23 protein-coding genes are annotated in these 26,125 nt (G+C 44.1%); 6 read left to right on the plus strand and 17 right to left on the minus strand.

Going from position 1 to position 26,125, the window contains the following annotated elements; genetic code table 11:
* Positions 1–63 precede the first annotated feature (63 nt).
* The gene (locus ACJJID_RS02375) at positions 64–1,008 is read right to left on the minus strand and encodes an alpha/beta fold hydrolase (protein ID WP_444921325.1); all 945 of its coding nucleotides are present in this window, start codon (positions 1,006–1,008) and stop codon (positions 64–66) included.
* 175 nt (positions 1,009–1,183) lie between these two features.
* Between ACJJID_RS02375 and ACJJID_RS02380 the strand changes: the two genes are divergently transcribed.
* Positions 1,184–1,903, plus strand: coding sequence for a helix-turn-helix transcriptional regulator (locus ACJJID_RS02380; protein ID WP_444921326.1), 720 nt, complete (start codon positions 1,184–1,186; stop codon positions 1,901–1,903).
* Between the two features lie 198 nt (positions 1,904–2,101).
* Here the strand turns inward: ACJJID_RS02380 and ACJJID_RS02385 are convergent, their stop codons facing one another.
* Positions 2,102–2,578, minus strand: coding sequence for an NYN domain-containing protein (locus ACJJID_RS02385; RefSeq protein ID WP_444921327.1), 477 nt, complete (start codon positions 2,576–2,578; stop codon positions 2,102–2,104).
* A 759-nt stretch (positions 2,579–3,337) separates the two neighbouring features.
* On the opposite strand from ACJJID_RS02385, the gene ACJJID_RS02390 reads away from it, so the two are divergent.
* Positions 3,338–3,472, plus strand: a complete 135-nt coding sequence (locus tag ACJJID_RS02390) for a hypothetical protein (RefSeq protein WP_444908956.1) — start codon at positions 3,338–3,340, stop codon at positions 3,470–3,472.
* A gap of 43 nt (positions 3,473–3,515) precedes the next feature.
* A complete protein-coding gene (locus ACJJID_RS02395) occupies positions 3,516–3,773 on the plus strand; it encodes a hypothetical protein (RefSeq protein WP_444921328.1) in 258 nt (85 codons plus the stop codon).
* A gap of 348 nt (positions 3,774–4,121) precedes the next feature.
* Here the strand turns inward: ACJJID_RS02395 and ACJJID_RS02400 are convergent, their stop codons facing one another.
* Positions 4,122–4,553 carry a GFA family protein gene (locus ACJJID_RS02400; RefSeq protein WP_444921329.1) on the minus strand — a complete coding sequence of 144 codons (432 nt, stop codon included), beginning with the start codon at positions 4,551–4,553 and terminating at the stop codon, positions 4,122–4,124.
* Positions 4,554–4,906: 353 nt separating this feature from the next.
* On the opposite strand from ACJJID_RS02400, the gene ACJJID_RS02405 reads away from it, so the two are divergent.
* Together ACJJID_RS02405 and ACJJID_RS02410 are read left to right on the plus strand one after the other, a co-directional pair.
* Positions 4,907–5,182, plus strand: coding sequence for a hypothetical protein (locus ACJJID_RS02405; protein ID WP_444921330.1), 276 nt, complete (start codon positions 4,907–4,909; stop codon positions 5,180–5,182).
* Between the two features lie 300 nt (positions 5,183–5,482).
* Complete coding sequence (locus ACJJID_RS02410; RefSeq protein WP_444921331.1) at positions 5,483–5,707, plus strand: hypothetical protein; 225 nt, start codon at positions 5,483–5,485, stop codon at positions 5,705–5,707.
* 78 nt (positions 5,708–5,785) lie between these two features.
* Here the strand turns inward: ACJJID_RS02410 and ACJJID_RS02415 are convergent, their stop codons facing one another.
* The 10 genes from ACJJID_RS02415 to ACJJID_RS02460 all read right to left on the minus strand — a co-directional run bounded on the left by ACJJID_RS02415 (position 5,786) and on the right by ACJJID_RS02460 (position 20,211).
* Entirely contained in the window at positions 5,786–6,673 is an 888-nt protein-coding gene (locus ACJJID_RS02415) for a hypothetical protein (protein WP_444921332.1), read from the minus strand.
* A gap of 2,212 nt (positions 6,674–8,885) precedes the next feature.
* Entirely contained in the window at positions 8,886–9,728 is an 843-nt protein-coding gene (locus ACJJID_RS02420; protein ID WP_444921333.1) for a hypothetical protein, read from the minus strand.
* A 15-nt stretch (positions 9,729–9,743) separates the two neighbouring features.
* Entirely contained in the window at positions 9,744–10,319 is a 576-nt protein-coding gene (locus ACJJID_RS02425; RefSeq protein WP_444921334.1) for a hypothetical protein, read from the minus strand.
* The gene (locus ACJJID_RS02430) at positions 10,319–11,140 is read right to left on the minus strand and encodes a TIGR04255 family protein (protein ID WP_444921335.1); all 822 of its coding nucleotides are present in this window, start codon (positions 11,138–11,140) and stop codon (positions 10,319–10,321) included. Before ACJJID_RS02430 ends, ACJJID_RS02425 begins: the two co-directional genes overlap by 1 nt.
* 281 nt (positions 11,141–11,421) lie before the next feature.
* Positions 11,422–11,667 (minus strand): hypothetical protein, encoded by a 246-nt coding sequence (locus tag ACJJID_RS02435; RefSeq protein ID WP_444921336.1) that lies wholly within the window; start codon positions 11,665–11,667, stop codon positions 11,422–11,424.
* 963 nt (positions 11,668–12,630) lie between these two features.
* Complete coding sequence (locus ACJJID_RS02440) at positions 12,631–16,173, minus strand: hypothetical protein (RefSeq protein ID WP_444921337.1); 3,543 nt, start codon at positions 16,171–16,173, stop codon at positions 12,631–12,633.
* A 181-nt stretch (positions 16,174–16,354) separates the two neighbouring features.
* A complete protein-coding gene (locus tag ACJJID_RS02445) occupies positions 16,355–17,050 on the minus strand; it encodes a hypothetical protein (protein ID WP_444921338.1) in 696 nt (231 codons plus the stop codon).
* A gap of 101 nt (positions 17,051–17,151) precedes the next feature.
* Complete coding sequence (locus tag ACJJID_RS02450) at positions 17,152–18,864, minus strand: hypothetical protein (RefSeq protein WP_444921339.1); 1,713 nt, start codon at positions 18,862–18,864, stop codon at positions 17,152–17,154.
* 179 nt (positions 18,865–19,043) lie between these two features.
* Positions 19,044–19,640 (minus strand): hypothetical protein, encoded by a 597-nt coding sequence (locus tag ACJJID_RS02455; protein WP_444921340.1) that lies wholly within the window; start codon positions 19,638–19,640, stop codon positions 19,044–19,046.
* Positions 19,641–19,752: 112 nt separating this feature from the next.
* Entirely contained in the window at positions 19,753–20,211 is a 459-nt protein-coding gene (locus ACJJID_RS02460) for a hypothetical protein (protein WP_444921341.1), read from the minus strand.
* A gap of 437 nt (positions 20,212–20,648) precedes the next feature.
* On the opposite strand from ACJJID_RS02460, the gene ACJJID_RS02465 reads away from it, so the two are divergent.
* Positions 20,649–20,924 (plus strand): site-specific integrase, encoded by a 276-nt coding sequence (locus ACJJID_RS02465; protein ID WP_444921342.1) that lies wholly within the window; start codon positions 20,649–20,651, stop codon positions 20,922–20,924.
* 327 nt (positions 20,925–21,251) lie between these two features.
* On the opposite strand, the gene ACJJID_RS02470 is transcribed toward ACJJID_RS02465, so the two are convergent.
* From ACJJID_RS02470 to ACJJID_RS02485, 4 genes are all read right to left on the minus strand, one after another.
* On the minus strand, positions 21,252–24,080 hold the full coding sequence (locus ACJJID_RS02470; protein ID WP_444921343.1) for a DUF927 domain-containing protein: 2,829 nt from the start codon (positions 24,078–24,080) through the stop codon (positions 21,252–21,254).
* Between the two features lie 232 nt (positions 24,081–24,312).
* Complete coding sequence (locus tag ACJJID_RS02475; protein WP_444921344.1) at positions 24,313–24,747, minus strand: hypothetical protein; 435 nt, start codon at positions 24,745–24,747, stop codon at positions 24,313–24,315.
* Positions 24,747–24,995, minus strand: a complete 249-nt coding sequence (locus ACJJID_RS02480; protein WP_444889491.1) for a helix-turn-helix transcriptional regulator — start codon at positions 24,993–24,995, stop codon at positions 24,747–24,749. Before ACJJID_RS02480 ends, ACJJID_RS02475 begins: the two co-directional genes overlap by 1 nt.
* A gap of 108 nt (positions 24,996–25,103) precedes the next feature.
* Positions 25,104–26,114 (minus strand): DUF6387 family protein, encoded by a 1,011-nt coding sequence (locus ACJJID_RS02485; RefSeq protein ID WP_444921345.1) that lies wholly within the window; start codon positions 26,112–26,114, stop codon positions 25,104–25,106.
* Between the last annotated feature and the right edge of the window lie 11 nt (positions 26,115–26,125).

The following is a 26,125-nucleotide window of genomic DNA, read 5'->3' on the forward strand; positions in this document are numbered from 1 at the left end:
ACTACATCTGTAAATTACTCAGATACTTTCATAGGTATTTTTTATATCGAATAGCCTTTTATGCTAATTGCTATCCTTTTTTTCTAACCACTTTAGAATGATCAGATTTGTATCTTCCGGTTTCTCCTGTTGAATCCAGTGGCCGCAGTTGAGACTGATTGTATCAACATTGGGAACGAACTCTTTTAAGTTTGGAGCCTTAGGGATCAAGTCTCGATCGCCGTAAATCATAAGTGCTGGCTTTTGGATGGTTGGCTCCACATCTGCCAAGATCTGCCAATTTCGGTCAAGGTTTCTATACCAATTAATACTGCTCATGAAACCTGTTTTCTCAAATGCGGAAACAAAAACAGCCAGTTCGCTATCACTCATTAAGGGCTCGCCAAGTGGCGCTTCTGCTTTGGCGAGATCGATCATCATCATTCCAGGCTCAGGTGGTGCTGGAGGTATGTTCTTGCGGAATATATTGCGAAGGAATTGTGAAGTATTTGCATCTAACACAGTGTCCGCAATGCCTGGCTGTCGGTTAAAGTGAACAATGTAATAGTCGCTTCCTAGGAATTCCTCCATAAACTCGACCCACGGCTTTTCTGTTCGAGCCTGGTAGGGTAGGGCCATATTTATAATTTTATTGACCCGGTTTGGATGTAATAGCGCAAGCCCCCATACCACCATTGCACCCCAATCATGGCCGACAAATGTGGCATCTTTGTATCCGTAGTGATCAAGAAGCGCGACGATGTCACCCGACAAGTTTTCAATGTCATAGTCAGTTACATCGGCAGGACGGGATGAATTGCCATAACCACGCTGGTTTGGAACGATAACGTGGTATCCTGCTGCGGCAAGTACAGGCAGCTGGTGGCGCCAAGAATAGGCATGCTCTGGCCAGCCGTGACAAAGCACAATTGGTTTCCCCATATTCGGTTGGCCTGCCTCAAAGACTTCTAACTCAACGCCGTTGACTGGAATAAGAGTGGGCTTGGGGAATTCGGTTAGATTAAACAATGTATTTCTCCTTTTTTGAGGCTCAACAATGCCTTATGTGCCGGACAGCCCCTTTTCTTCGACATGGGGCTACGGTGTGCGTTGCAATTTCAGAACTCCTTTGCTGAAAAGAACAGATATAGGCTAAAATCAAATGGTGCCAAATAATGTCACCATTTAATAATATCCTTACAAAATGAGTGTTCGCCTTCGACAAGACGCCATCGTGCGCAGCCTTCGCCGAAATAGTACTTCTACGATTGCTGACCTAGCAGAAGAGGTCGGTGTATCCAGGCGTACGGTGTTGCGTGATATTAGCGCACTGCGCGATGAAGGCTTTGTTATTCACTCTGACCCTGGTCCTGGGGGCGGCCTGCAATTAGACCCGCAATCGGTCCAAACCACAACGCGCCTCTCGGTTGCCGAGGTCTTTGCACTCCTTATCAGCGTTGCATCAATGCGTGCGGCCGGGAATTTACCTTTTTCGGGGCTTGCAGATACTGGGCTTGCCAAAATAGAGAAGGCTTTGCCACAGGACAAAGTACGTGATTTGCGTCGGTTTTTAGACTGCTTATATATCGGTAAGCTTTCACCGCAGGTAGACGTATCAAATATTCAGGAAATGGAGCCCGCACTGCTCCCCACTTTCGAGACAGCTTTTCTCCAGCGGTTACAACTAAGCTTCCAATACTGTGATGCAAAGGGATCTGTAACCAGTAGGGTTGTTGAACCACAGGCGATGCTGATTTTACCACCTCTATGGTATCTGGTGGCTTGGGATCCCGCACGCAAAGACTTTCGTCATTTTCGAATGGACAGGATCAGTAAACCGGAGTATCTCAAGGGCAAAACATTTCGGCGGCGACATGTTTTATTCGAAGATGGCGTCTCTTCAGTTCGTCATTCACCACGTTAATCTTTGCAAGGTGACAAAAACTGATCTTTGGGATCTGGATACATTTTTGTTAGCGGGTGCGACATAGTGGCTTTAGCTAGGTTATCTTATTCAGAGCCAAAAGAGATGTTGATATGCTATTAGTGTATTGGTTCAACCTGCTTGGAATCTGATTCAATATAGGGGCTAAAACAAAAGTATTTCACTTTTCGCCCATGTTTATTTGAGTAAAAGATTATTGTCAATTGGGATAAATTCACTCGCCGCATTAAATAATGTGGCAGCGGTCAACTCTGGTACGCCATATACTTCAACCTTTTTGTCTCTATCTAATCTGAGCTTATGCACAAGAATATCAAAGTCACCATCACCTGAAACTAAAACTATAGTATCTACTAAGTTTGAATATTCCATTGCATCTATCGTTATCCCTACATCCCAATCACCTTTGGCGGAACCATCGGACCGTTGTGTGAAGGGTTTTAGTTTCACCTCAAAACCGATAGATCTTAAGATATTTTGAAATTGATACTGTTTTCTATCGCCGCGATCGATGGCGTAGGCCACGGCTTTTACGACTTTCCTTCCATTAGTTGCTTCAGACCAAAACTTATTATAATCAAAGTTTCGTTTATGGATTTGCCTGCATGTGTAATACACATTCTGCACGTCAACAAGGATGGCAACCTTTTCCATTTAATAATCCAATAATGTTAAAAGTCTAACACTAAAAATAGCGATATTGACTGTTATTAATAATGTTGACACTTTATGTTGCTCGCCTTTCAATTTCAAGTGACAATTGTTAGTCAATACTAAATTTTGAATGTTCTGGATTATAAAAATAGGATATTAAAAATGACAGCATGTATTGGCAAAGTGATGGTATATAAATTCAATGCTGTGCAAACTGAACGCTTGGAATGCCTTCTACCCTTAGTGAATAATGGTGCTGATCGACCAAGTTAGCGCTATCTACTCAACGATATAAATCAAGATAAGCTAATAAGCGCTTAAATCGGTATTCGGGCCGTATTTCAGAAAATCTGTTTCTCTTAATAAGTAGAGTAGCGTTGAATGAAGTTTAGTCTCCCTTGGCTAATTTTAATTGAAACAGGGCTACCTTTCTGAACGACCAATTTTTAGCGATGTTATTAAGCGTTTTTTCGTCGTTTCGACAAATCCCAGTATATTCCGCGACTCATCCAGACCTCAAAAATCTCCAAGACCCCACCTCTGATAACAGATTGATTTTTAGTCTATTCAGGGCTCATTAAGGGTGTTGAGTCCATTGTGGGTTGACAAAGCAGGATCACCATATCTTATACTGTATGTATGTACAGTATTTTGGTAAGGGTAGTCATGGGAACCAGAAGCATCATTTTCGACGGAGAGCCTGTCCGGATTTGCCGGTATCGCTCGGATTATGACAACCGAGCAATGTATGCTATCTGTATGCTGAATTATACGAAGTACGTGCGCAGCTTTTCAGTTTCTGTAGGTGTAAATCTGCGTAAGGAGTTGGATCTGACATTGACACAGATGCGGGAGGTCGAGCGCAGTATGGATTGGCTGGCAGCCCCTGCATAAGGATGTAAGGGCTTAAGCAGTTTTATCGATAAGGAGATAGATCATGGGAAGAAAGATCAATCGATTCGCAATTTTTGCAGAACGAATTCATTTGATGAATGGCGGCGCAAAAAGTTTTAGGGATTCTGCACCCACAGAAGAAGCCGCCATGGAGCTGGCAGAAGAAATTGCTAAGTCTGAAAAAGCGGTATTTTATTCTTGGCTACAAATTCTCGATATTATGACTGGTAACTATACCGAGTATTCAATCAAGACTGGTGGGGTGTTGGAGGAAAGGGAGTGTCCGGATAGTAAAAACTGAATAGCTAATTAATGGTGCCCTCTGGTTTTAGTCAGGTTCGATAAAAGTGAAGAGGGCATCATAGAAGAAGGCATCATAGAAGGGAGCCTTAACCGTTGCGAGAGTGGCCAGGAAAACCCCTTTCCCGAGAGGTTTTTTTACTGCCAAAAGGCTATTAGCTATGTTGTTTGCACTGTTTCAATTTGAGCTGTCACTAAAGTCGATATTATCACTTAAGTGTCAGCTCACTTACAATTGCTATCTAAATTGATTGTTTTTGATCAGGTAGAGGTTGAGCCTACGATCAAGGGATTAATTGCCTTTCGTCTTTTAGATCTGGAGTTTTCTCTCAGTCAAAAAAATAATAATTTATTTGTAGTCATTGACAAGCTGCCCATTTGATGATACCTTAAATTGAGGGTGTTTATCATCAATTTCGTAAAAATCAGATTTTTCGCCAGTGAAAATATGCCCCATGGTTTTCAATCCAGTTGGACCATCGAGTGATCCTGCAATAATTCCAGTGGCATCGAGATTAAATGGCTCCCAGAAGAGGCTTGAGCCACATTGCTGGCAGAAGCCTCTGCGGGCTACTTCTGATGTTTTATACCACGCCAGTCCGTCATCTTTTGTTATCTTGATATTTATTTTTCGAGCCTTTGTGTGAGGGCCGAAACTTCCATGTAGTTTTTGACACATACTACAATGACAGTTAACTACATTCCGTAGTGGCCCTGTAACCTCATATCGCACAGCTCCACACAAGCAACCTCCGGAAGTAATTGAATTCTTGTTATTCATATATTGAGCCTGTAGATGTAAAAGTTGACTTAAAATAAGAATCTAAATTAAGTATGCTTTTTTTATCGACAAGATGATTTGTTTGAATTGTAAATGCAGATCACGCAACGTGATGTAAACATAAATGTTGGTAGCTTGGCTAGTTATTTATCCGTCCTATTTCGATATAAATTACGAGATGGTAGAGTTTTTTCATTTGATTGCTTGCCTGTTTTTTTGTACCGCTATCGAGGCACTATGCAGGCAATGGCTGATGAGCCATTTGTTCGTACGGTGTTATCGCACGGGGTAGGGCACCTAGTACTCGACCGTGGAGTTTAATGTGGCAGCAATGCGACTCAGTGTGACTAAAAGTGGATGACAGCACAGACTGGAGCCGGGAAACCCACGGGGATATACGTGAGAAATCATTACGCAGGATTACAGAGGCCGCGGAAATAAAGACAAACTGTGACAGCGAACACCGCCAAGTCCATGAACATTCTGTGGAAGAGGTGGCTGGCGTAAAAATCATTGAAGCTCTTGGAGCTTTACGTTTCTTATCTGCTGGTGGCCTGAACTTGTCAGTCCTAGACAATCTAAATATTACAAGCGGTAGTGATATTAATATTTCGGTGGGCGCGACTTAAAAGAACAGATCGGAAATATTCGCGAATCAGCAGCCAAGGTCCGCCAAACTATCAAAGTAAAAGATAGCGGCAAGGTCTGGTTAGGTAGTGAACCTTTAAATGTACTGAAGGTATTATAAAATTTAATCGACGTAGTGTCGCCTTGGCTGGAATACTCGCCGCACACGCGCGCCTCAGTAATGGCATAAACCAGATCAGGATGCGGCAATTAATGGGCACAAGAGCAGTGCGGATAGTTTGAAATCTCAGCTTAGTGCGGTGCGGGCTTAAGCTGGTTATACACTTAAAAGGAGAGAAGTTATGAAAAATAGAGTAAACAGGTACGCCATTTTTGCTGAGAGAGTCCATCTTATGAATGGCGGACCTAAGAGCTTTAGAGACTCTGCGCCTACTGAAGAGGCGGCAATGAAGCTGGCGGAAGAAGTTGTGAAGTCTAAGAAAGCAGAGTTTTATTTATGCCCGCAAATGCTTGATTTTGTGGTCGGGGTTTACAATGAATTTTCAGTAAAAAGGGCCGGCAGTTAGATGAAGTGAGAATAGGTACAGCCAGTCATAAGCTATAGTTAATTTTGTGCCCCCTACTGTTAGTTAGGGGCACATTGGTTACTGTGCTATATCGACCATATTGTTGTTGCCAATTTGAGATACAAGTACTGATTGATCGTTACCATTTTGGGTGGCTAGTAGTGCATTAGCATCGCCACTTTGAAAAGCTTGAAATGAACTACTGATACCCATTGCGGATATATTTGCAATGTTAGAAGTACCCAGCTGTACAGTGAAGGCTTTGTGGTTAGAGCCGGTTTGATTGTGAATTGCTATATTCCCATCTCCGTCCTGCCAGAGGCTGCTTTCATTATGATCAGTGGTTTGAAAAACATTAAAAGTATTACCGCTACCACTCTGATGTGAATAAGATCTGTTTGAGTCGCCATTCAGTTGGGTGTGCATGGCGTCGTTGGAATCACCGAGTTGATGTATTTCAACTACACTATTTTCTGTTAGATGTTGGGCTGCATTTAAAGAATGATTTTGGCCGAATTGACTGACAACAATTATGTCGTTGACGCTAATAAATTGATCCAACATTCCACTATGGCTTACTCCGGTTTGAAGGACTAATGCACTACTATTGTTTGTGAATGATTGTTTTGTTTCTATGTTTTGCTTATTCAAGACTTGTTGAATCGTGACAGAGGAGTTTATTGAGTTGTCCTGATGCGATACTGCGGTATTCATCTCGCCGCTCTGGCTATGAATAATGGTTCCTGACTCGCTCTTTGTTGATTGTTTGGTGTGGCTAGAGTTGTTGTTACCAAGCTGAAATATCTCAATGGTATTATTTGTAGCTGTTGGATTATTTTGATCGGCAGTTGCTGAGTTATTAGCTCCTGCCTGAATAACTGTTAAGGTATTGTTGCTGGCGGTAACATCGTTATTGGAAATCGCTAAGATAATAAAAGTAGTGATGTAGCCTATTTTTTTCATCATTAGTTTCCTCATGAATCTACTGGTGATTAATGTAGATTTTTTGCCTCAATAGAATTTCTTGAATGATAGTGAGCTTCACTAGCTTTATTGTTAAATACTGCTCCACAATATGGCTAACATCTTTGTGTGAAGGTGCTGAATGGTTACAAGTGTTGGCTGGTTTCTTGCGTTTTTCACTAAGAATTAAATACTAATTTATTAGGAAATAAGTTTTTGACTCTATTTTTTATTCTGGCACTTCATGTGCCAGAAAGGCAGTAGCTTTAATTCTTCAGTTGATCTTGGCTTATAAAATTGAAAAGCTAGTGGTTAGCGTTAATCTACTGGTTAAATTCACCGCGTTCTTGCGTAGATTTCACTTCCTTTCATTGCCTCCTGGCAGCCAGATGAAGCTGCCAAGTAGACTCAAACTTTCAAAAATCCCTTAAAAACTTGCATAACCAGTTCCCTCTGAGTTTTTGTGATTAATAATTGTGCAACAAAAATGGCCGCCGGTCACTCCTCCCCACGCCTGCCGATTTTGGGCGCTCTTTTAGTTGATGAAATGAGTCTGGCGGGCCAGGCTTGAGATGGTGCGGGGTTTGGAGATGCTCGGGATTTCACACTTTGAAGAGCTGCGAAGAGAAGTGAAAGGATATTGCACAGCCGGAAGGCTTACGGGATAGCAAAGTGTCAACGTGATTTTGCGTTGACACTTTGGCACTGAAACCAACAAGCGAGTCTTTTACAAAGTTGTCCTCGCAGAATTAAAAAACCCGCGAAAGCTAGGGCTGACGCGGGTTTGAGAGATGGTACAGAGGCCGGACTCGAAAAACGACTGGAAAGCTAGTGATTCCAAGGCCTCTGGGTGTTTTCCTGAAAAAAGTAGCACCAAATGTAGCACCACTTTGAATTCCTGCTCCTGAATCAAAGGCACTCAACAATAGGGCATACCACTAAAAAGAGCCTCTATACACATCCTGTCATATCAGCTTATCTGACCTTAGTTTTGGCCAGTTCCCATATACCTCAAACCGCGAATCTGGCGGTTTGGCCAGCAATCGACAGGGGACCGGCTTGAGCATGAACGTCTAGTAGAGCATACGAGATGGAGTCGCGAAGCGCGACGTCACCTCAACATCTAAGTGGCCTATACTTCACTTCCTCTAAAACCTCAGGATTGGCGGTTTTCACAACCAGGCCTAGAACCGGTAATTTACTGGTTTGAGACGCCCCATAATGCTTACCTAGTTATTACACCTTAGCCATTGCGAAATCTAAGTTAGGACGGCGGTGCCAGATACAAGGCTGACGGATATCCAACCTAGCCCCCGTGGGCTCAGCTGATCGGAACACCAAACCCCGAAGTAGGGGTTTGGGTTCTACGCTCCTGAACTGGCACTAAGGAGGGTATAACCCCCCTCGGAAAAATCAGATATCTGTTAACAGAGCGGGGTCCGAATTACCCGTGTGTTGCTCCCTCAGGAGGACCCGTTAAACCCTAAGCTTGGCTTAGAGTTCAGACATAGCCACCAAACCGACAAGTGAGCAGTTAATCTACATCCTGCTCCAGCAGCAGAGGTATTAGATGCCGTAGCCCACCAGAGACTCATCCATAAACTGGAGCTACTTCCTTACGTCAGGTAGATGTTCACAGCCAGAGTTACCACATCTGAGGGTAAATTAAATTCGCACCTCTACCGCCAGAGGTACGTAAAATCTGCATACCCTATGTAAGAAGTAACCATAGCCAAACAGCTTATCCACTCCGTTACGAATTGGGCCCATGAAGCTATTTAGTAATGCCCTCTCAATATCCTGCTGAGGAATACCATCCCCACATCTCGCAAGTTGATGATTACCCCTACTTCGCAGTCTCAGACCAGCTAAAGGGGTGAGGGGACAGTTAACTTCTACTCCTCTTAAATAAAGGTGTTACAGGTGTACAGGTGTAACAGAATGGCTGTAGGCCGCATGGTTATTGACTTTGCAGTGTCACACCTTTCTGTTACTCCTAGTGTGTTACGAATGAAAGGTGTAACAATTTCAAACCTAACAGGACTTCCAAGACTTTCACGAAAGAAAATGATCAGACTAAGAGAGGATAACCCTTTGGACTTGATACAATCCCCCCCCCAGTTAAGGGAAATCAATTTCTAGGGGAGGAGGACGTTTAGTAGAAAGACAATAATTACCCTGAAGAGCGATCGGGTATAAATAGAAAAGGAGGAGCCTAGGAGGAATGATCAACGGATAAAATTTCAGCCCCATCTTTGATGCTGACGTAATCCAATTGCCACCTAGACATTTTCACAATCTCTGAGTATGTAGCATCAGTCTCAGCTAGAGCATGAACTTTCACCGGGTCTAGCCCATCAACGGACTCAAGAATTGATTGTACTCTCGCGCCAAACTCATCCATGGATTCTCTACCAATCTCTATGGCCAACTCTTCCCTAAATAGTAGGGCTATAATCACTCCGTAACTCTCGCCATCCTGAATATCTCTATCATCAGGGGTGAGAGAAATAAAAATTGAATTACAGGCTTTACCGATCTCAGTATTAAAAGCCTTAATAAGGGGAGCCTTACTACCCTCAACTAGCTTACGTGTCAAATGATTAAATTTATCTGGAAAAGTCTGAGAAATATAGCGGTTTGCAAGCCAGCGTTTCAAAATTATCATGCTGGCATCTGTCAGCTTATAGCGCTCGTCAATGGAACACTCATCAAGTGAAGCACGGCTGACAAAGCCCCTCATTCCCATGGTGGCTTCGTACCATCTTAATTCACCTTCTACCTCAACCTCGAAATGCAAATGTCTTATATTTCTAGCATTTGTGAATTGTCCATTCTCCTTGTCAATTGGAGAGACTGATAGATATTCGAGGTAAGGCTCTTTCTCCAATGATGGCATAATAACCGAACAGTCATGTGTCACCGCAATAAATATATTGCTCCCTGCTTTGTGCTCATCAGCAATTAAGTTAACCGTATTTGAGGCTGATTCAGTAGTAAAAAATTTACCCAACCCCCATCCATTAGCTTTTACAGCGTCCCTATCAATACTACCCATTACGGTGCAAGCCTGTTAGATCAAGGGTTTTTTGTTTTTAAGAGAATCACTTAATGAACTTGATCGCTCTATTCCAGATAATTTAAATTCTAAAGCTCTTAAAGCCACATTAAATTTATCTTTGGGAAATTCATTCTCGGATATTAAAGAGAAAAGTTCGGCAACAGTTGAATCAAGCTTTCTATTTAAGAAGCCTCCAACCAAAACACGATATCTTTCACCTATCCTTTTATCCAAGGAATTTAATACATTAGATAGGCGAGTCTTATGTAAAGCACGAACCTTATCTGTTTTTTTATCAAGCCAAGAATAAATGGTTTGTCTGGTAACACCTAGAAATTTAGCAGCTTGGTTTTTACTTAACTTATATTCATTAATAAGCCGATCTAAGTCTCGAACAAACCTAGCTATTTCTATTTCTTCAACTGCAGGATAAGGTGATTGCTCTACAAATAATGAATTTCCAGTTGACTCCACAGGCTGCGCATTTGCATAGCTCCCTGTTCCGCACATTACAGCAAATGGGGTGGCGAAGGCTACAGCAATATAACCCGCCTGACCAAGTTTAGCTTGTCTCGCCGCTGAATCCATCACTCAATTCCTTTCTTCCATGCTCCAAGAGCATCCTCACTTACCATATTCCTGAAGCCTACAGAACACTGCTCGTGTAGTGAGTCAAGTTTTGAAATTATTTCATTTAAATCAAAAGCTTCAAGTTTTCCTGGTGAGTATATGTGATCTGTATCAACTAAAACAAATTTTTCTGTAACTGGCACCATTAGGTTTGGCGCAGAAGATAACTCACTCGCCATTGGAAATAGGTCCTGCGGTACTTTAGGGTGATTCGATAACTCAAAAGCCCTAGTAAATAAACGCCCAATATCTGATTTATATACAAATTCCACTCTTGAGTTTAATGGATTTAATCCTTCACCAAGTTGAGGGCAAAGGTAGTTACCTTTTAATAACTGATTTAACTCCAGTCCATCAATATTACAAATATTATCAATATGCCTGACCCCAATATTGCTTGAGTATTGAATCCTGGCAATATTAGATATGACTGACGCAATATCTCTAATCTTATCTGCAAATTCATTAAAATGCTTATAAGCCGTAGTATGAATTACTAGCCTATTAGCACCAAATACAAATCCAAAATCTGAGTCTGGGTTATTCATTCTCCAATGAGGCAACGTTTCATGTTGGGCTCTACTTTCTCCCGTTGCTGCATCAATATTAACTTTTAGAGAGTTTAACTTTAATTCCTTTATATCTGGATAAGGTCCTCTCAACTCTTCCATAATCGCATCAGCATAATTAGCAATTCCCGGAGCGGACCCATATTCGATCATCGCTAGAGAATAAACCAATGGCGCGCGTGGCATGTAGCCTAGTGACTCATATTGCACTTTTCTTCCCTCCTCTCATAAGGGTTAACTTTACATGTAAAGTAATCATATTACACCTCTTTTAGCTTAACTCGCGATCACAGGTTCGATAGTCTAAAGCTATAAAAAAATGTAATAAGCAAGGGAGGTCTAATTACTAAAAAGGAATAGGTAACAAGGGTCTCACGTGAACAGCGCGCAGAAAGCGAAGTCCCAATCCCCCTCTAACATATTGATTTTAAAGGCTTTATAAAAAGATAATACTTAACTGTAAATGCCTTTTCCCAGTAAATAGAAGGCATTCACTTTGTGATAGGGTCCACGAATACGCCAGTATCCCCTTCAAAGCGAACACGACCAGTTGCAAGTAGAGCCTGCTCAATAGCTACAAGATTCTGAATACGCACAGAAGGGATTCCATCCTCTCGATCAATCTTGTTAACTGTCGAAAGGCCCACTCCACTTTTTTCTGCCAGATCTTGGGCGCTCCATTTCAGGCCACTTCTAGCCATCCGTACCTGTATTCCCGTAATCACTTGTTTATTCATCCTGTCTCATGATTCCAAGATGGTAACAATAAAAGTTAACAAGTTAATAGTTTTTGTTGACATTATAATATAAACAACCAATACTGTTAGAAAGTTAACAAAAATTATTACTTTCGATGGATTCAGGGGGAGCTATGGGAAATCTTCTAGCGGATTATTCAACAGTACCTACTCAAGTTTTTCTATCTCAATTACAAGAGTTGGAGGCACTCTGCCTTGCCCGAGAGTTAATCATGGAGTGGCCCCAACCAGGACCCCGTGAAGCAGCCCTCAAGGCTATCACGGAAGAGGAAAAAGCCATCCTCCCAGGGTTACTCTTTCCACTTAAGCGCTCTCTACAGGAAAATGAATCACCCTAACTCAATACTAAGAGGAAGATGTGTACAGGAAGGCTAATGGGAGACATCAAACAGGAAAATGAGCCAATTATCAAAATTGAATTACCAGCAGATACCGCCTAGGTGTTAAGTTTTCTGGTGCCACAAATTTTCACAGATGGGTTCAGCTACTGATAGAACCTCAATACACTCATTAACAGTATAAATACAATAATGAACAATAGAGTCTTCTCGATAAATATTGGAACTAAACGTGTGAAATCGCTCAATTAAATCTGATGCTCTTGTTTGCTGAGATGTAGCGCTTGAATTACCTATCGTATTTTTAGGTGATAATAAAAGCTATCATCTGCTCTGTGGTAGTACATAGGGCCAGCCAGCGGAAACCTTATACATAATGCTTGCTTATTAGAGAACCTGTCACAGTTAGCCTCTAAAAGTATTCGAAAACCTTCCGAGTCGTCATGGATCGCATTAAAAGAGAAGTCTCGATACTCAGGAAATGGGTTCCAGCTTAATTCCATAGTATTTCCGTAAACTTAACGCCAGCCGTAACCGACGTATTTTTGGTGAACTCAGCGAACGCAAAATAAGTCCGGGTTTACGGCCTTGTTAGGCTTTGCAATTAGTCATCCTCCGGGTCTGTATGATCGTCAATTATTCGCTCTGCGTCTCGGTCATAGCTGTCCGCCAAATTTCTCAAGGTAACGGCAAATCGCTGAAACCCTGCGTTCTCTACATCCTCGGCCTTGCTCCGGAACTGGTTAGCTAGTTCTCGCTCCGGTTTTCCGGTTGGGTCAACCCAATGAAAACCGCGTGAGTTGCATGTCCCCATACTGTAACCGCGTCGCATGTCATCTGCTTCACGGTCATTTAGTGCGGCAGCGACCGCACGGCGTATCCATAAGTCGTCTGGATCGGATGGGGTATGAATCAATACTTCGCCAATATGAATGAGTGCAACTTCCAGGTGGCCGGATTCCGTACAGGCTTCCTTTACCCTTTGGAGCCATTCAGTAAAGCGCCCTTCGCTGAACGTTCCATCTTGTTTTGTTCCAGGCGGAGTCCTCCATTCATGAAGGAGCTGCCAGGCATTTGTTGCAATTGCCTTTGATTCCTCGGTTGGTTCTCGCGGCGGCTGGCCCTCATTCTTGGAGCGGTATATAAGTCGAATTACCTCGCAAAAGAACTCGGGGTCATTGACCAATCTGCTTTCAAGGTGTTGGGGCGCGGCATCTCTATCACTGTCGAGCAAAGGAATATATGCCCACTCAACCCTAAAGAGATCGTCCTGGTTCACCGAAGGCTGCGCCTGGAGAAACTTGATCAGTTCGACGATGTGGTACTCGTCCATGGCGTAGCTGGGCTCACTGGAGGAAGGCGCTGCAAGTAACGCTCGAACACATTGGTTTATATCGATTGGCTGCTTGGCATGGAGCATCCTATCCAGACAGTGGATTGCCGCATGTGGTCTGCCATGTTCAATCAGTTTCTCAACCCCATAAGCAAGATCACCATCGGCCTGATAGGCATTCGTGCCGGTGCGGACCCAGTATTCACACTCTTGCGCCTGAAGCCATTCAGAAGCACGATCCCATGTTTCTTTGGTAAATGGCAAATAAGCCAGAAATTGTCCTACTTGCTCGGGCGTCCAATCAGATTTATCGAGGTCGTCGCACCACTCCCAGTCTTCGAGATGGTAACGCCTCCAGATAAAGCCGCTCACCAAGGCCTTGTGGTTATTGTCTGCTGAATCCAGGAAGGGAGGCAAAAGAGTGTGCTCAATGACTGAATCGGAAATAGCCCCTAGCGCTTGTCCTACCTTACCGGCTGAGTAAACTGATTCAGCAAATCGGATAACGCCATCGACACCACCTTGATGGAAGATTTCTAAAATGGCCGTTTCGCGTCGGGTGTCGAGTTTCTTTTGCTGCTCCTCCCAATCGCCGCTCTCTTCGTAGAGATCAAAGTCACGATCTGTAAAAAGGTACTGATGTAAATTCGACGGGTTAGTGGGGGCGAGTTGCTCGGCAGCGTGTTCAATACTGGTAATCAGCTCGTCTGGCAGTGCCCACTTCGCATCGGAGAACCGTCGGTGTTTGTTTGTAAATTTCGTAAGATGGTCCCAAATCGAAAGTCGTTGATCTTCGGGGAGATTTGAAATGGGTTTGGAGACAAGAACTTGGAGAAGTTGATCAAAAGCAGGTTTAGGCAGGTTATCAAAATGATCAATTAATGCGGAAAGCCGAGCGGTATCTTGACCAGCAGCAGTCACTGCAAGTTCTGCATAAAAAGATGCCTGTTGCCAGTATTCTTTACGCGTAACGCCTTTTGCCCAATCATCGGGGATGATCTTTCGCCAAGTTGGTTTGTGAGATTCAGAAGAGGTCTGGTGCTGGCCGGGCAGAAGCTGAATGATGAGATTCCAGGCGATATCCGGCCATTCCTGTAGGATCGTACGCACCGCCACTTTGCGCTTGTCAACAGATGCCAGTGTTTGCGGAAGCCAGGGTAGCAAAATGGTTACCAGCGAATTGGCTGGGCGATTAGCCCACTGGCCGCCGGGGTCATGACTGGCAAGTTCACCAAGCGCAACACAGGCGCGAACCAGATATTGTTCATCCCAGGCCAGTCCTTCCAACGCCCAGAGTAGGCCGGTTAAATAATTATCGCCGGTGATGCCGTTGCCTTCCTGGGAAAAAAGCTCATCAAAAGGACAGGGCGTCAGACGCATCGCCTTCTCGACCACATCAAGAAATTCGTTCGGGGCAGCTTCGGCCAGAGTGGGCAGTAAACCGTTTAGGCTGCCCCATAAAACCCAGTCAGCATCGATCAGAAGGTCACGTATCACCAATACGCAGGTTGTTTCAGCTTGCCCTTGCGAGCAATTTGCGCACGCCTCTTGCTGACTGCCCAGAATAGCCAAACCCTCGGCAATGCCTTTTCGCAACACGTGTGAACATCTCAGCACCTTGCCATGAATGCTGGCCGCGTATCGCTTTTCAGCGGGCAGTTCAAATGCCGGGTCTGGCTCCTTTAGTGCGTAAACAGCAAGAGACTTGAAGGTATCGAGGTTCTGATCAAGGATACGCGATCCCAGCAGACTCCAAAGCTCGGCTCGATTAACAACTTTCCAGATTCCGTTTCTGAGAGACAACGGGCTATCAGGGCAGTGTAATATTTCCCGTGCCTTCTTTAACCATTCGCCATAACTGAGGCCAAGCAGTTGATTTATCGCCTCAATGTCACATTCATTTTTTTCGTCCCAACTCCCAAGCAGGACTGCTAGGGCCAAATAGGTGGCGTCCGGGTGTTGAGTCCAATCGGTTTTAGGTTTCTCCTGTGCCGCCTTAAACTCCTCGGGCATCTCCGCCACAACCCTTTGTTTAAAGGCGTCCAAAAGATCGTCCGGGATCTTGCTGGGTGTGATGGTGCCGGCATCCTGATTCCATGTTTGTACGATATCGACAACCCTTGACCAAACCCACTGCGGAGACTGCTGCTGGAATTGGGAAATGTGGGAATGCAGTAGAGACAGGACAACACCAAACTCGTTACCAAGATCGTAGCCGAGTAGATGAAAGTGGTTCAGGAAGTCATAGAGTTCGTCTCTTGAAACATCGCTGCCGCCATTTGCTCCCTTCAGGTGATGCTGAATGACCTCCAGTTTCTCGGTACTCTTGGGTGGGCTGAAATTTGCCTGCTGGACGTTTCTGAAAAACTCATCAACGTCTTTGGTGTGCCTCGCCTGGTTCAGCAACCATTGCACATTGTGTGCATCGGTCACGCTGAGGGGGCCTGTGATCAGTGCAATAACATCCTTATCCCTAGAGAACACCACAGGATTGTTGAAATCATTCCAGGCGGCTTGAATCACCTCCCCAAACAGGGTACTGCCTTGCGTGATGGTAATGGAATGCTTAATCTGCCCGAGAAGTTTCCGCCTTTCATTGCTGCTCATGTTTTCTACAACAATAATGAGGTCGTCTGTATCAAAGCCGTCGATCTTGCCCTGAAGTTTGACCTCAGCAATTGGCCAGCAGGGAAGACACGGGGCATGACCGCCAGTGAGCATCAGAGCAACAAAAGACGCCTGGACATGCGCTTCAAAATGAACACCGCCACCGCCTGTAGAAAAGGGGTTGCTTAAATTTTTCTTCTTCACCATCAATGGCCGCGACTCTTCGTGACTAACTTGGATACTTAACGCCCATATAATTGGCATGCGAAGTACAGCGCAGCATGTCCAGTGGAACTCCGTAGGGGCAGAACGAAATTCATGTGCGTGTTATACATAATCTGCACCATCATCGCGATGTCAATATCTGATCAAAAGCGGACGTTCAGCCTTAAGAATTTTTTTGTAGATTATCGCATCCATCGGGATAGGTTTTGCCTACCTTCCTAAATATTGGTTCCTCTACAGAATGGACTTTAAGTACACTAGCCGTTTCCAAGCAATTTGTAATAGCTAAGTCAGAGCCCTCAATACTTACTGTCAATTCCATACTTGCAGCCCATGCTTGGGAAGCGGTACTAGCCACAGAATAAGCATCCAAGCAATCTCGAAGCTGAGTTTCTACCTCTACGATACGGGGTTGTCCAATACTTTTCAATTTACCTGCAATGGCCTCATCTGACAACCAAAAATATGCGGACTCTCCACCCCAGCTTTTTAACAGAGGCTTAACACGACAGTCTTCAGATGATATTGGAATTGTAACTGCCCAAAATCGATTTGATCTTATATCTTTTTGGTTCTGAAAAGGACTTTCTTGAAAAATAATGTCTGTTTCATTTTGTGTCAAAAGCTGCTTATTCCTCAAGGCTTCTAGCCGCTGTTGCAAGCTAGTAAGTGTGGATGGTGTTATACGTTTTTTCATTGACAATACCTCTTCATCCAAAAGCCTTGTATAGTGCCAAACACGTATCGAACGATCCAAAAATATAGGGGTTATCATATCTTCCAGCGCTCTGTAGTAGGCTGCGCTGTATTTATTTGGTTTTAGGCTTTCATATGGATCACTATTTAAGTGCTCATCCATCAAACGCCTCCCTTCATAAAAATAGTCAGCAATAAGATCAGAACATCTAACGAATAAACCACGAAGCTCATTGTCAAAGGTATCTGGGTTCCAGCAATCCATTAGCAACCCTCAAACTGGCTCTGAATAATCTCTAATTCATCGCATATAATTTCGCAGATGTGTCGAAAGTGAGAAGCATATGTTTCATGCTCACTCAATGCATCCATTGACAATTTTTCGGCATCACTTTTTGCGCTATGTCCTTTCGCTTTAGTTCGAATAAGTTGAGCTTTGCGCAGTCCAACTAACTTCAATGGCTCTTCTATTTTCTCATTCGAATTAATTACTTTCTCAAGAAGAGACAAGCTACCTACCTGCTTTTCAAAAGTAATATCCTTTTCTCTTAACCATCCACGTATATTCTTTACTACAAAGCCCTCATGAATAAGTTGTGTAAGTGCTAGAAATGATTCCGCCCACTCATCTTTGCTTGAGGTTAGCGGAACTGTAACATTATCAATTAGGCGGTCATCTTTAAGCTTCCACCAAGAGTGTTTGTTTTCATTCCAATCACGAGAAATATTCTTAATTTTTTTTAGAGGGTCTATAAAAGATACAAACCTCCCCTCGAAGTCATTTATAAATGCTCTTCTTGAGATAGAAGCTTTTGGCTCCTCATTATATGAGAGCCAGTGCAATAACTCAGACTCAGGTAGCCTACGTAAATAACAAATATATGCGAATACTTGACCTGCCTCATTCACATCAAATGCTTTAAGATGCCATGCAGTCCTGCAATGGATATCCCTCTCTCCTACGGTATATTTATCCTTATCAGCTTTATATTTAAGCAATACTTCTGGCTTAAAAAATGCAGGTGACAGCTCAAACGGAAGGTTGTTATTTTCTGCTTCAAAATAACTCACTGTTTCTTTACGATCTGTTGATATTTTCCTTACCCGATGATTTCTCCAGTCATAAGCAATAAACTCATGATGGTTCTTGACTTTCTCTCCATAAAAGCCGCCCTTCATGTCTGAGAAGATGAGAGATTTAGACCTTCTTGGCCTAACAATTTGAACCCCTCTAGTATAGGCAGCAGAACCAAGTATTTTTTGTTTGTAAAACAGCGTATCACTAATATCGACAACAGCTTCATCACCACCCCCCCCCCAGCTCGAAAAGTTAGATCTATCAAGCAATGTAAAATCAAAAAGCCTTACCAAGACTTGGCTTGAGGCAGCAAGATATGAATCAAGAGACAAGCGATCAAATGTAACTAGTGAAATTTCATTTATTGAATTTCGTTTAGTGATTGATACAACTGGCTTTAGGTCTCCTTGCTCATCAAACTTACAATAACTCCGCTGCTCAGGTCGCCAGTGTAAACCTTCGAGGTGAGCATACTCCTGAGAAAGCTCAAAGTAATCTCGATCTTCACCACTCCAACCTTCAAAAGTTCTCCCATAAATGAGATGAGAACCTTTAGCTAAAATTTTTGAACCAACTTCACTTGCTCCACGTTCGACCCATACATCATCTCTTCCACCACCCCATACATAGCTTGCGGCGGAAACATAAGGATTCACGCTCCATCCCAATAAATCATCTCTGTCCAGTGGCTCCATAAATTCTTCAGGAACCAGCATGCTATACACAAAGCTGTATTCAGGTGATCCATAAACCACAATCTCTTGAGATTTTGTATTATTTTCAAGAAACCTAAGATGTGCTTCGGCTTGAACCCACTCCATCATAGCTTCTTTTTCTGAAGGAAGCTCATCAAGCTTAACCAGTTTCTCTGCAATTTTTTTATGTTCGAAGCTCGGCATATTACTCTCGCTATGTCCTTATATCAGTATGAATTAGAAAGTTCGCGTTGGGTCGTCAGCGGACCACCGTATAACGCCACAATCAGACGTGACTTACTTTGTGTTCTTTTTACATGAAAATTGGAGCGCAACGACCATGCAAAAAGTGCACAAAGTGAGACGTCGGCTGCATTGCATTGTTATGCGGATTGACAAATACGCTCCCCTTCTATGAGCGTCGTAAATTGAACCTTTACCTTAGCGAGTTCATTTGAGATATCTTGAAATAGTTCGATTCCATCCTCGCTATGGGATCTTAGCGCAGAATGGTTAAATGATATTCCTTTTGTGCTACTAGGGTACTTTAGACTTTGAAAAAAATAGTCCATTGTAATACCGGACTCGACACAAAAGGCCTTCAAGATACTTGGATGTTTATCTAAAATAATATACTTTTCGTAAAATTCAGTTAACTCCGAATTTGGATATAGAGAGTTAAAATCGGATAGAAGTTGAGAGAGCTTGTGGCTTGCTTTTAACTCAACGCCTTTAGCTGCGATCAACGACTTAAGACTCAACTCAATTCCATGGTAGAAGTTGAAGAGAAGTGGCTCTGCAATATTGGTATCAGCCCATTTGACATGCTCTTCGTACTCTTCATCTGTTGGAGCCTCCCAGCCTTTATAAAACATTGAATCTGGATTTCCAGCTTTTACAAGCTCATCGGAAGCATTGCGAGTCAGTCGCCAGAAATTCAGAGCTAACCCCCAAAGCCTGACTGCTTCAAAATTTTTCACGGTATCTCTCTCATATCGCATAACGCCTCAATAACCGGCAGCCGCAATGTAGCGAAGCGAAATGTAGGCTGTCCGGCGCCGAAGGCGCGAAGTTAATTGATTTGTTAAAGGTTTAGATTTTATCCACACCCAGCTCTGAGAGCACTTTCCGAATCCCACTTTCAATTTCGTCACTCTTCATTCGCCAGTATTTATCCAGCACTTGAATTTGTTGCCAAACCTCGTCTACGTTTATTTTATTTTCTTGTCCCTGCTCCCAACGCTCCGCCCTCTCAATTTTGTTTCCCAACAACTCAGCCAGTTTATCCACCTCGGAATTGAGAGAGTCATTTAGGGTGATTAGACTCTTTCGCATTGCATCACGTGAGGCAACGATGGCTTTTGCATTGATAATGCACCTATCGGAACCTTCTGATAGAGCTTCTTGAATAAGAGCTGCAATCTGGTCTACCCACTTCTTCGGTAACGCTTCAATTTTTCTCCTAAAAACTATTTTGGAACCAGCCCACCCAACTGCGCCACTAACTCCGGCAACGATAAGCCCTGCAATAATCGTTTCTAAAAATCCCATTTTATATCTCCGATGTTGGGTGGACCTTTAACAGTTTATTAAAGAACCAGTGGCTCACTATCCATTTGGCCACTATTTCTGAGATAGCCCCTTCAAGCTATGTAAAAAAGCCTTTATTTGCAGTAGGTTATAAATTTTTACTCAAATAATGAGCCGAGATAGTGAGCCATCGGCTCAAGTCGCCTGGTTCAACCTTTCACTCTTGAACACATTTTACCCATAATTAAATCAATAAGTTAGGGGAAACTTTCTGCGGATATAAGCCATCGCTCTATAATTCGGGGCTTGATACCTGTGATTCTCACATCCATTACTGCATGTAAATACAGCATAAGAGTACTATCATGGATGATATTCATCACAGGCTTCCCAAATTCTCAACCAAGATAATCTCCAGGGTACAACATCATATACGCGAGTGATGTCTAGTCTATCGGGTGGAACAGACATACGTTCACTGGCTAAAGCGCTTTATCCACTTTCATAAACTACGACCCCCTCGGGAGGTTGGTGTTGCCAAAGTCAAGTCGTTTCTAAACAGCCTGTCTGTCAATCGTCATTGTTCGGTCAACACCCAGCGGATTGTGCTAAATGTGCTGGTGTGTCTTTATAAGCGATTTTATTTCAATATCCGTTTTAGCCAGAAAAGCAACACCGTCACTTTCCAGTTGTTTAGAGCTCGGAAGAGATTAGAGCCATCCTCTCAAAGCTGAAATGTGCCTACTGCCTTCAGCTTGAACTAATGTATGGCGCAGGTCTTAGATATTCCAAATGCTTGTCATTGAGAATCAAGGACATCAACTCTGGCAGCAACAATGTGTTCGTACGATGAGGTAAAGGTAATAAAGGTCGGACCACACTACTGCACATGTTCAGGTCCGCAACGCTGCAAATAGAGTGCACTAGAAAATTGGCCAGCTAAAGCCACCAGCAAGCTTTGAGTTCACCCCTACAAACTAATTGGTTACCACATAGCCAGCTACTTATTTGGAGAAAGTAAACGGCTACACACCGTTTACAACACCTGTAAACGACATGGGCTATGCGGCCTTTTTCTTAAGTAGTTCCTTTTGTCCATCATCTTCAACAGGAATCAAGTGTGGTCGAATGATTAACACCCGCTCAGGGTTACGCCCACTGTTTGGTAAACGCGTTGGTATTGAAAATTTTCCGTTTCCATCACGCTCCAAAGCACCACAGGCGGCCAGTAGTTGCTTTGCCTTTCGATCACTTAGCCCTTTGCAAACCTCTGCTTTGAAGGTGGCCGGGTAAACGTAGTAAACGGTCTCAGAACATGCCTGTCCCTCAAGGGCATTACTGTCTTGTAGCGTTTTCCGGTATCCGCAACGCTTCAAAGTACGAACAGTGTGATCATCAGCGGTGAAGTCTTCTCGATCCCAGCGGGTAAAGTGGGACTCTCCGTAGAGGTCAAAGAATAGCCTCAGCGCTGCCAGTGTCTGCCGGTCCTCCAAGTTTCCAACTCCGCCACGGGCCGATACCCAAGCGCTAAAACAGGATTTGGCCGCTTCCATCGCCATGCCTTTTGGCCAATCTGTAATTCCCGCAGTGGAAGCTAGCTCCCCGGCAAAACCAACGAGAGCAAACTTCTCTGCTGCCCTTCGTACCTGGCCACTCACATCATCAGACAGCTCTGCGGCAAAGTTCACAAGCTCCCGGCGAATCTGGCTTGCCAGCTTTTCCAAGTTGCTAGCGCAAAGCTCTCTGATAAACGTATAAAGGGCCACGCCATGGAATAAGGCCCCTTTCTCAACCATAAAGCGGGATAACGCAGCACCCCCGGCAAACCCATGCAGTTCATCAAAGATACCGGCACCGCTCCCTGTATCTGCGGGAATAGCCAATAGCCGCACCTCTTGCCCGGCTTTTGCTTTCTTGCCCACTTCAGCCATCTGCTGATCAAGCGTGCGCTCTCCTGTAGATAGGAAGACAAGCCTCCATTCAAACGCATTCCCGCGTACGCCTCCACGATCATTAGCCCTTGCCTTGCCAGTGCCATTTCCCAGCATATAGGCAATATCTCCCACAATACGGGGATCGCATTGGCTGATCTCATCAAGAATTAAGAGGCCGTCTGAGTGGGAGGCAGCAATACTTTCTAACGCGTTATCAGTACTTCGCCAGGTACGAACAAAATCAGGCCCGCCATAAACAGAGGCAGCCACTTTAAGTAAGGTCGTTTTTCCTTGGGAGCTATCACCAAAAAAGTGAAAGCCGGTCGTTTCCATACCAATGAGATTTAGTAGAGGCCCTGCAAACGCCGCTGAAACCGCAAATAAAAGCCGGGTATTGTTCTTACAATAGCTCGCCACATGCTCACGCCATTGCTGAAGCTCACCACTAAACTTTATCTTGTTGAGATCCGGGCTGGTGGAGTAAAAATACAGGGGCTCTACAGGAGTCCCCAGGGTTTCATTCGGTAGTAAGTAGGCATTGCCATGCCAGCCAAGTTTATTCACCAAGACATAGCGATTAGAGCTTTTTGCCGTTTGTAAGTACTGAACGATTCTGCGCCTTGGTTGTTGCCCCGCCTCAGCGCGAAGGCCCATGCTATACAGCTGCTTGAGTACTTCTGCACCGCCCTCAGTCGCTAGGTACTCACTGGGTATATTCCACTCTTTAACAATGCCATCAGGGTCAAGGAAGCGAACCAACGTACCCCAGTTTCTTCCTTGCGGGTCACGAGTTAAAGCAAGCACATCCAGGCGATCACAGATTCTCATTAGTGAAGGCTCATCATCTGTCCCCTGAACCGGGAAGAAAACCCCACGATCATTTACTACAAATTGCCCAGACTCGGCCCCTTTATTACTTCCGCCCTTATTTTGGGCTTGATGTTCCGTTGCCACAGGCTGATAGGGCGTTAAAAACTTTCCCTCTGTAATCAAAGCTGCAAGCTGCTCTCTTGTAATACCGGCAGCTTCCGCATCAGCTGCATCGCCTTTAGCTGGCCACTTAGGTCCTAAGGACTCTAAACACACCATAGAAACCTTACACTCCATAGTGTGTAGCATCGCAGCCAGCTTAAGCATACATTCTTTACCTGCTGCATCATTGTCGGGCCAGAGAAGTACTTCCCTTCCATGTAGAGGCTTAAAATCTGCTTTGCCCAGCGCTTTACTACCACCGGGCCAGGTCATAGAAACATAACCCGGCAGCAGGCTAGCAGCTGCATCCGCAGCCTTTTCACCCTCGGTTAGCAATACCGGAGCTTTAGAGCGCTTTGCCAATAGATCCAGCTTATAGAGTGGCCGCTTTTTTACCGGCTGCTTCCATCTCCAAGAATTGCGACCCTTCGAATCCCGGCAATAGGTTAAGGGGCGATAGTCTTTTGATCTTGCATCGCCTTTCTGAATGTCAAAACGCATCACCTTCATTAACAATGAGCCGCACTGCCCACGGTACTCCCAAACTTTAGAGGGTTTACCGTTATGGGGATGGGTTGTTGGGCAAGACTGCTCTGCTTCTAAAGGTACCGGCAATACGGCTTCCCAGGAGTTACCGGCTGGCTTTTTGGGTTTCGACTTATAGGTTGAGCTAGGCGGTATAGACTCCCCTTCAGAGAGCCCCAGAAATGCAGCAAGCCTTTGTGCTGCCTCTCCATTGTTTACCCCCTCAAGATAGGCAACCAGCGATACGAGGTCCCCACCTTTTTCATCCGCTGCAAAATCCGCCCATGCACCGGTATTACGATTTACTGAGAAGGACCCCTTGCTGCTATCAGATCGAGTTGGGTTAAGAGCAATATATTCAGCTCCCTGATATGAGCCATCTGGAGCCCAGTGCGCCAATACTTCATCAGCCCGATCAAGGGCGAAGTCTGCCACTCGTTTAATATCAAAGCGTGCCATTAGCTTTCCTTATATTTTTAGCTTTAACCCCCGCCCCATAAGGCTTCCAACAGAACTGCGGGCCTCACACCTGTTACACCTTTTTGCTGTAACACTCTTGGGGTAACAGAAAGGTGTGACAGCGGAAAGCCAGTAAATACGGGACTTTCAGCCATACTGTAACACCTGCACACCTGTAACACCTTTTTTAAAGAGGGGGTAAGATCGCCCCGAATAGAGGCAATAGTCTCATTTACCGTGTTGATAAATTTGGCGGTAGGGAAACCGCTACGCCCTTAGGTTCCGTAAACCGTTTTGCATCGCGTAAGTTGGCCAGACGGATACGTTTTGCTTTGTCCTGTTCGTGATATTCATCATCACTGTAATGATGTAATTGCGCCAAGATCGCTAATTTAGCCTGATAAAAAAGCCAGGTTTCCGAGTTGGCGGTAGGGATACAACCATCGTTATAGAGGTGAATCTGTCGGGGATCAGGGTCAGCATACAAAGAGATTGCAGCTGCCTTTTTCGGTGTAATTCTGATGTTTAAAAGTACAGGGTACTCTTCATAGCAGACATGCGATCTGCTATTAAAGCCAACCGGCTTGTAGTTTCGATTGAGTAGTACGTATCGACCGCAAGGCTGCAAATCTAGGCAATATGGCAGGGATAGAGCACGAAGAGTCATTACTTGCCTCCCGCACGAGAAATAGCAACTCGATCTTGCACCCACTGGCAGACCTCAGAAGAGAGCCAACCACTGGCGCGCTCACCAAGTTTGATAGGGGTGGGGAATTCGCCTTTTTTCACCAGGGCATAGATATAAGTCTTCTTGAGCCCAGTCTGACGCTCTACCTCGGGTAGGCGCAAAATAGGGTCGCTCGGCGGGCTAGGTAAAACATCCGGCATTTGGGGATGAGTATTTGAGAGGGTCATATTCAGTCTCCTTTAACAAACCACAGTGAACGTCTGTGGCGGTGAGGAGATTGAACCAGCTTTAAAAGGCGATCGCCGGACCTTTAGGTAGCATCAAAATTCAGAATTTTAAGAAGCGCTATTTTTCCAGTGAGATTTTTGTTCCCAATCTAATGACCTATGAAGAGCTGTTAATAACTCGGTTTCCATGCAGCGAAAAGCATATGGCAGGCAGACTTTCTTAATCTTATCCTCATTAACTAGTTCGTCAGTTAATGTATCTCCAGGAAAAACAAGTCTCAAATAATCTGCATTTGATAAACTTTCCCCCTCAACCACGGACCAGATATATAGGTCAATCAATGCCGGAACACGATAATCCCTTACTTTGTTCATATCGATCCGGCGGGTATCACGCTTTTGTAATGATGGCCCCAAAAACAGCTGACCCTTAAAACCTGGGTCTAATAGTCTTTCAGGAGCAGCCTGTAACAATTTTCGTAGCTTCGGTAGCAGTTCTTTTAACTCTGAAACTATCTGCTCATCCCTTGCCATCAAATCAATATTCAATGCTGCCAGGCCATGATGATAGTCATAAGCTTCACGATAATATTGATCAATTGATATATCTTCTAATTCAGGGAAAACCTCCTCATTACGATGATATCGAGCCCTCGATTCAGCCACGTCCTCGGCAAACTCTTCATCAGTAAAGCCCTTTGGTGCACCATCTCCCAAATCATCAAACATCCTAATAACATCTCCAACTCCCATTGGTTTTACTGAAGAACAGCTATATTTCTGTGACCTTAGCCAAGCGGGTGTCCAAGTTGAGGAGTCAATCGGTTCTTCGGCGTATTGTTCAAGGGAAACGTAATCACGTATATCAAAGGATTTAAGCTTCCTATAATCAGCATCATCCTCTCTAAAAGCTGTGAGGCAAGATCTCATTTCCTCTGCTAGTTCTGAATTGTTTGAGTTACGCTTAAAAAAGTTTCCCCCAGTCAAATGTAATAGCCATGAGCAAGTATTTGATCGATCTAGCAAAAATTTAAATAGAGAAAGGTCTTTTTTCTCATTTAGTTTTTTATAGTCATCAATTCGAAAAATTTCCCTAGCTTTCTGAAAAGAAGATGACATATCTATTTCCC

It is taken from the genome of Microbulbifer sp. CnH-101-G (genome assembly GCF_052466775.1).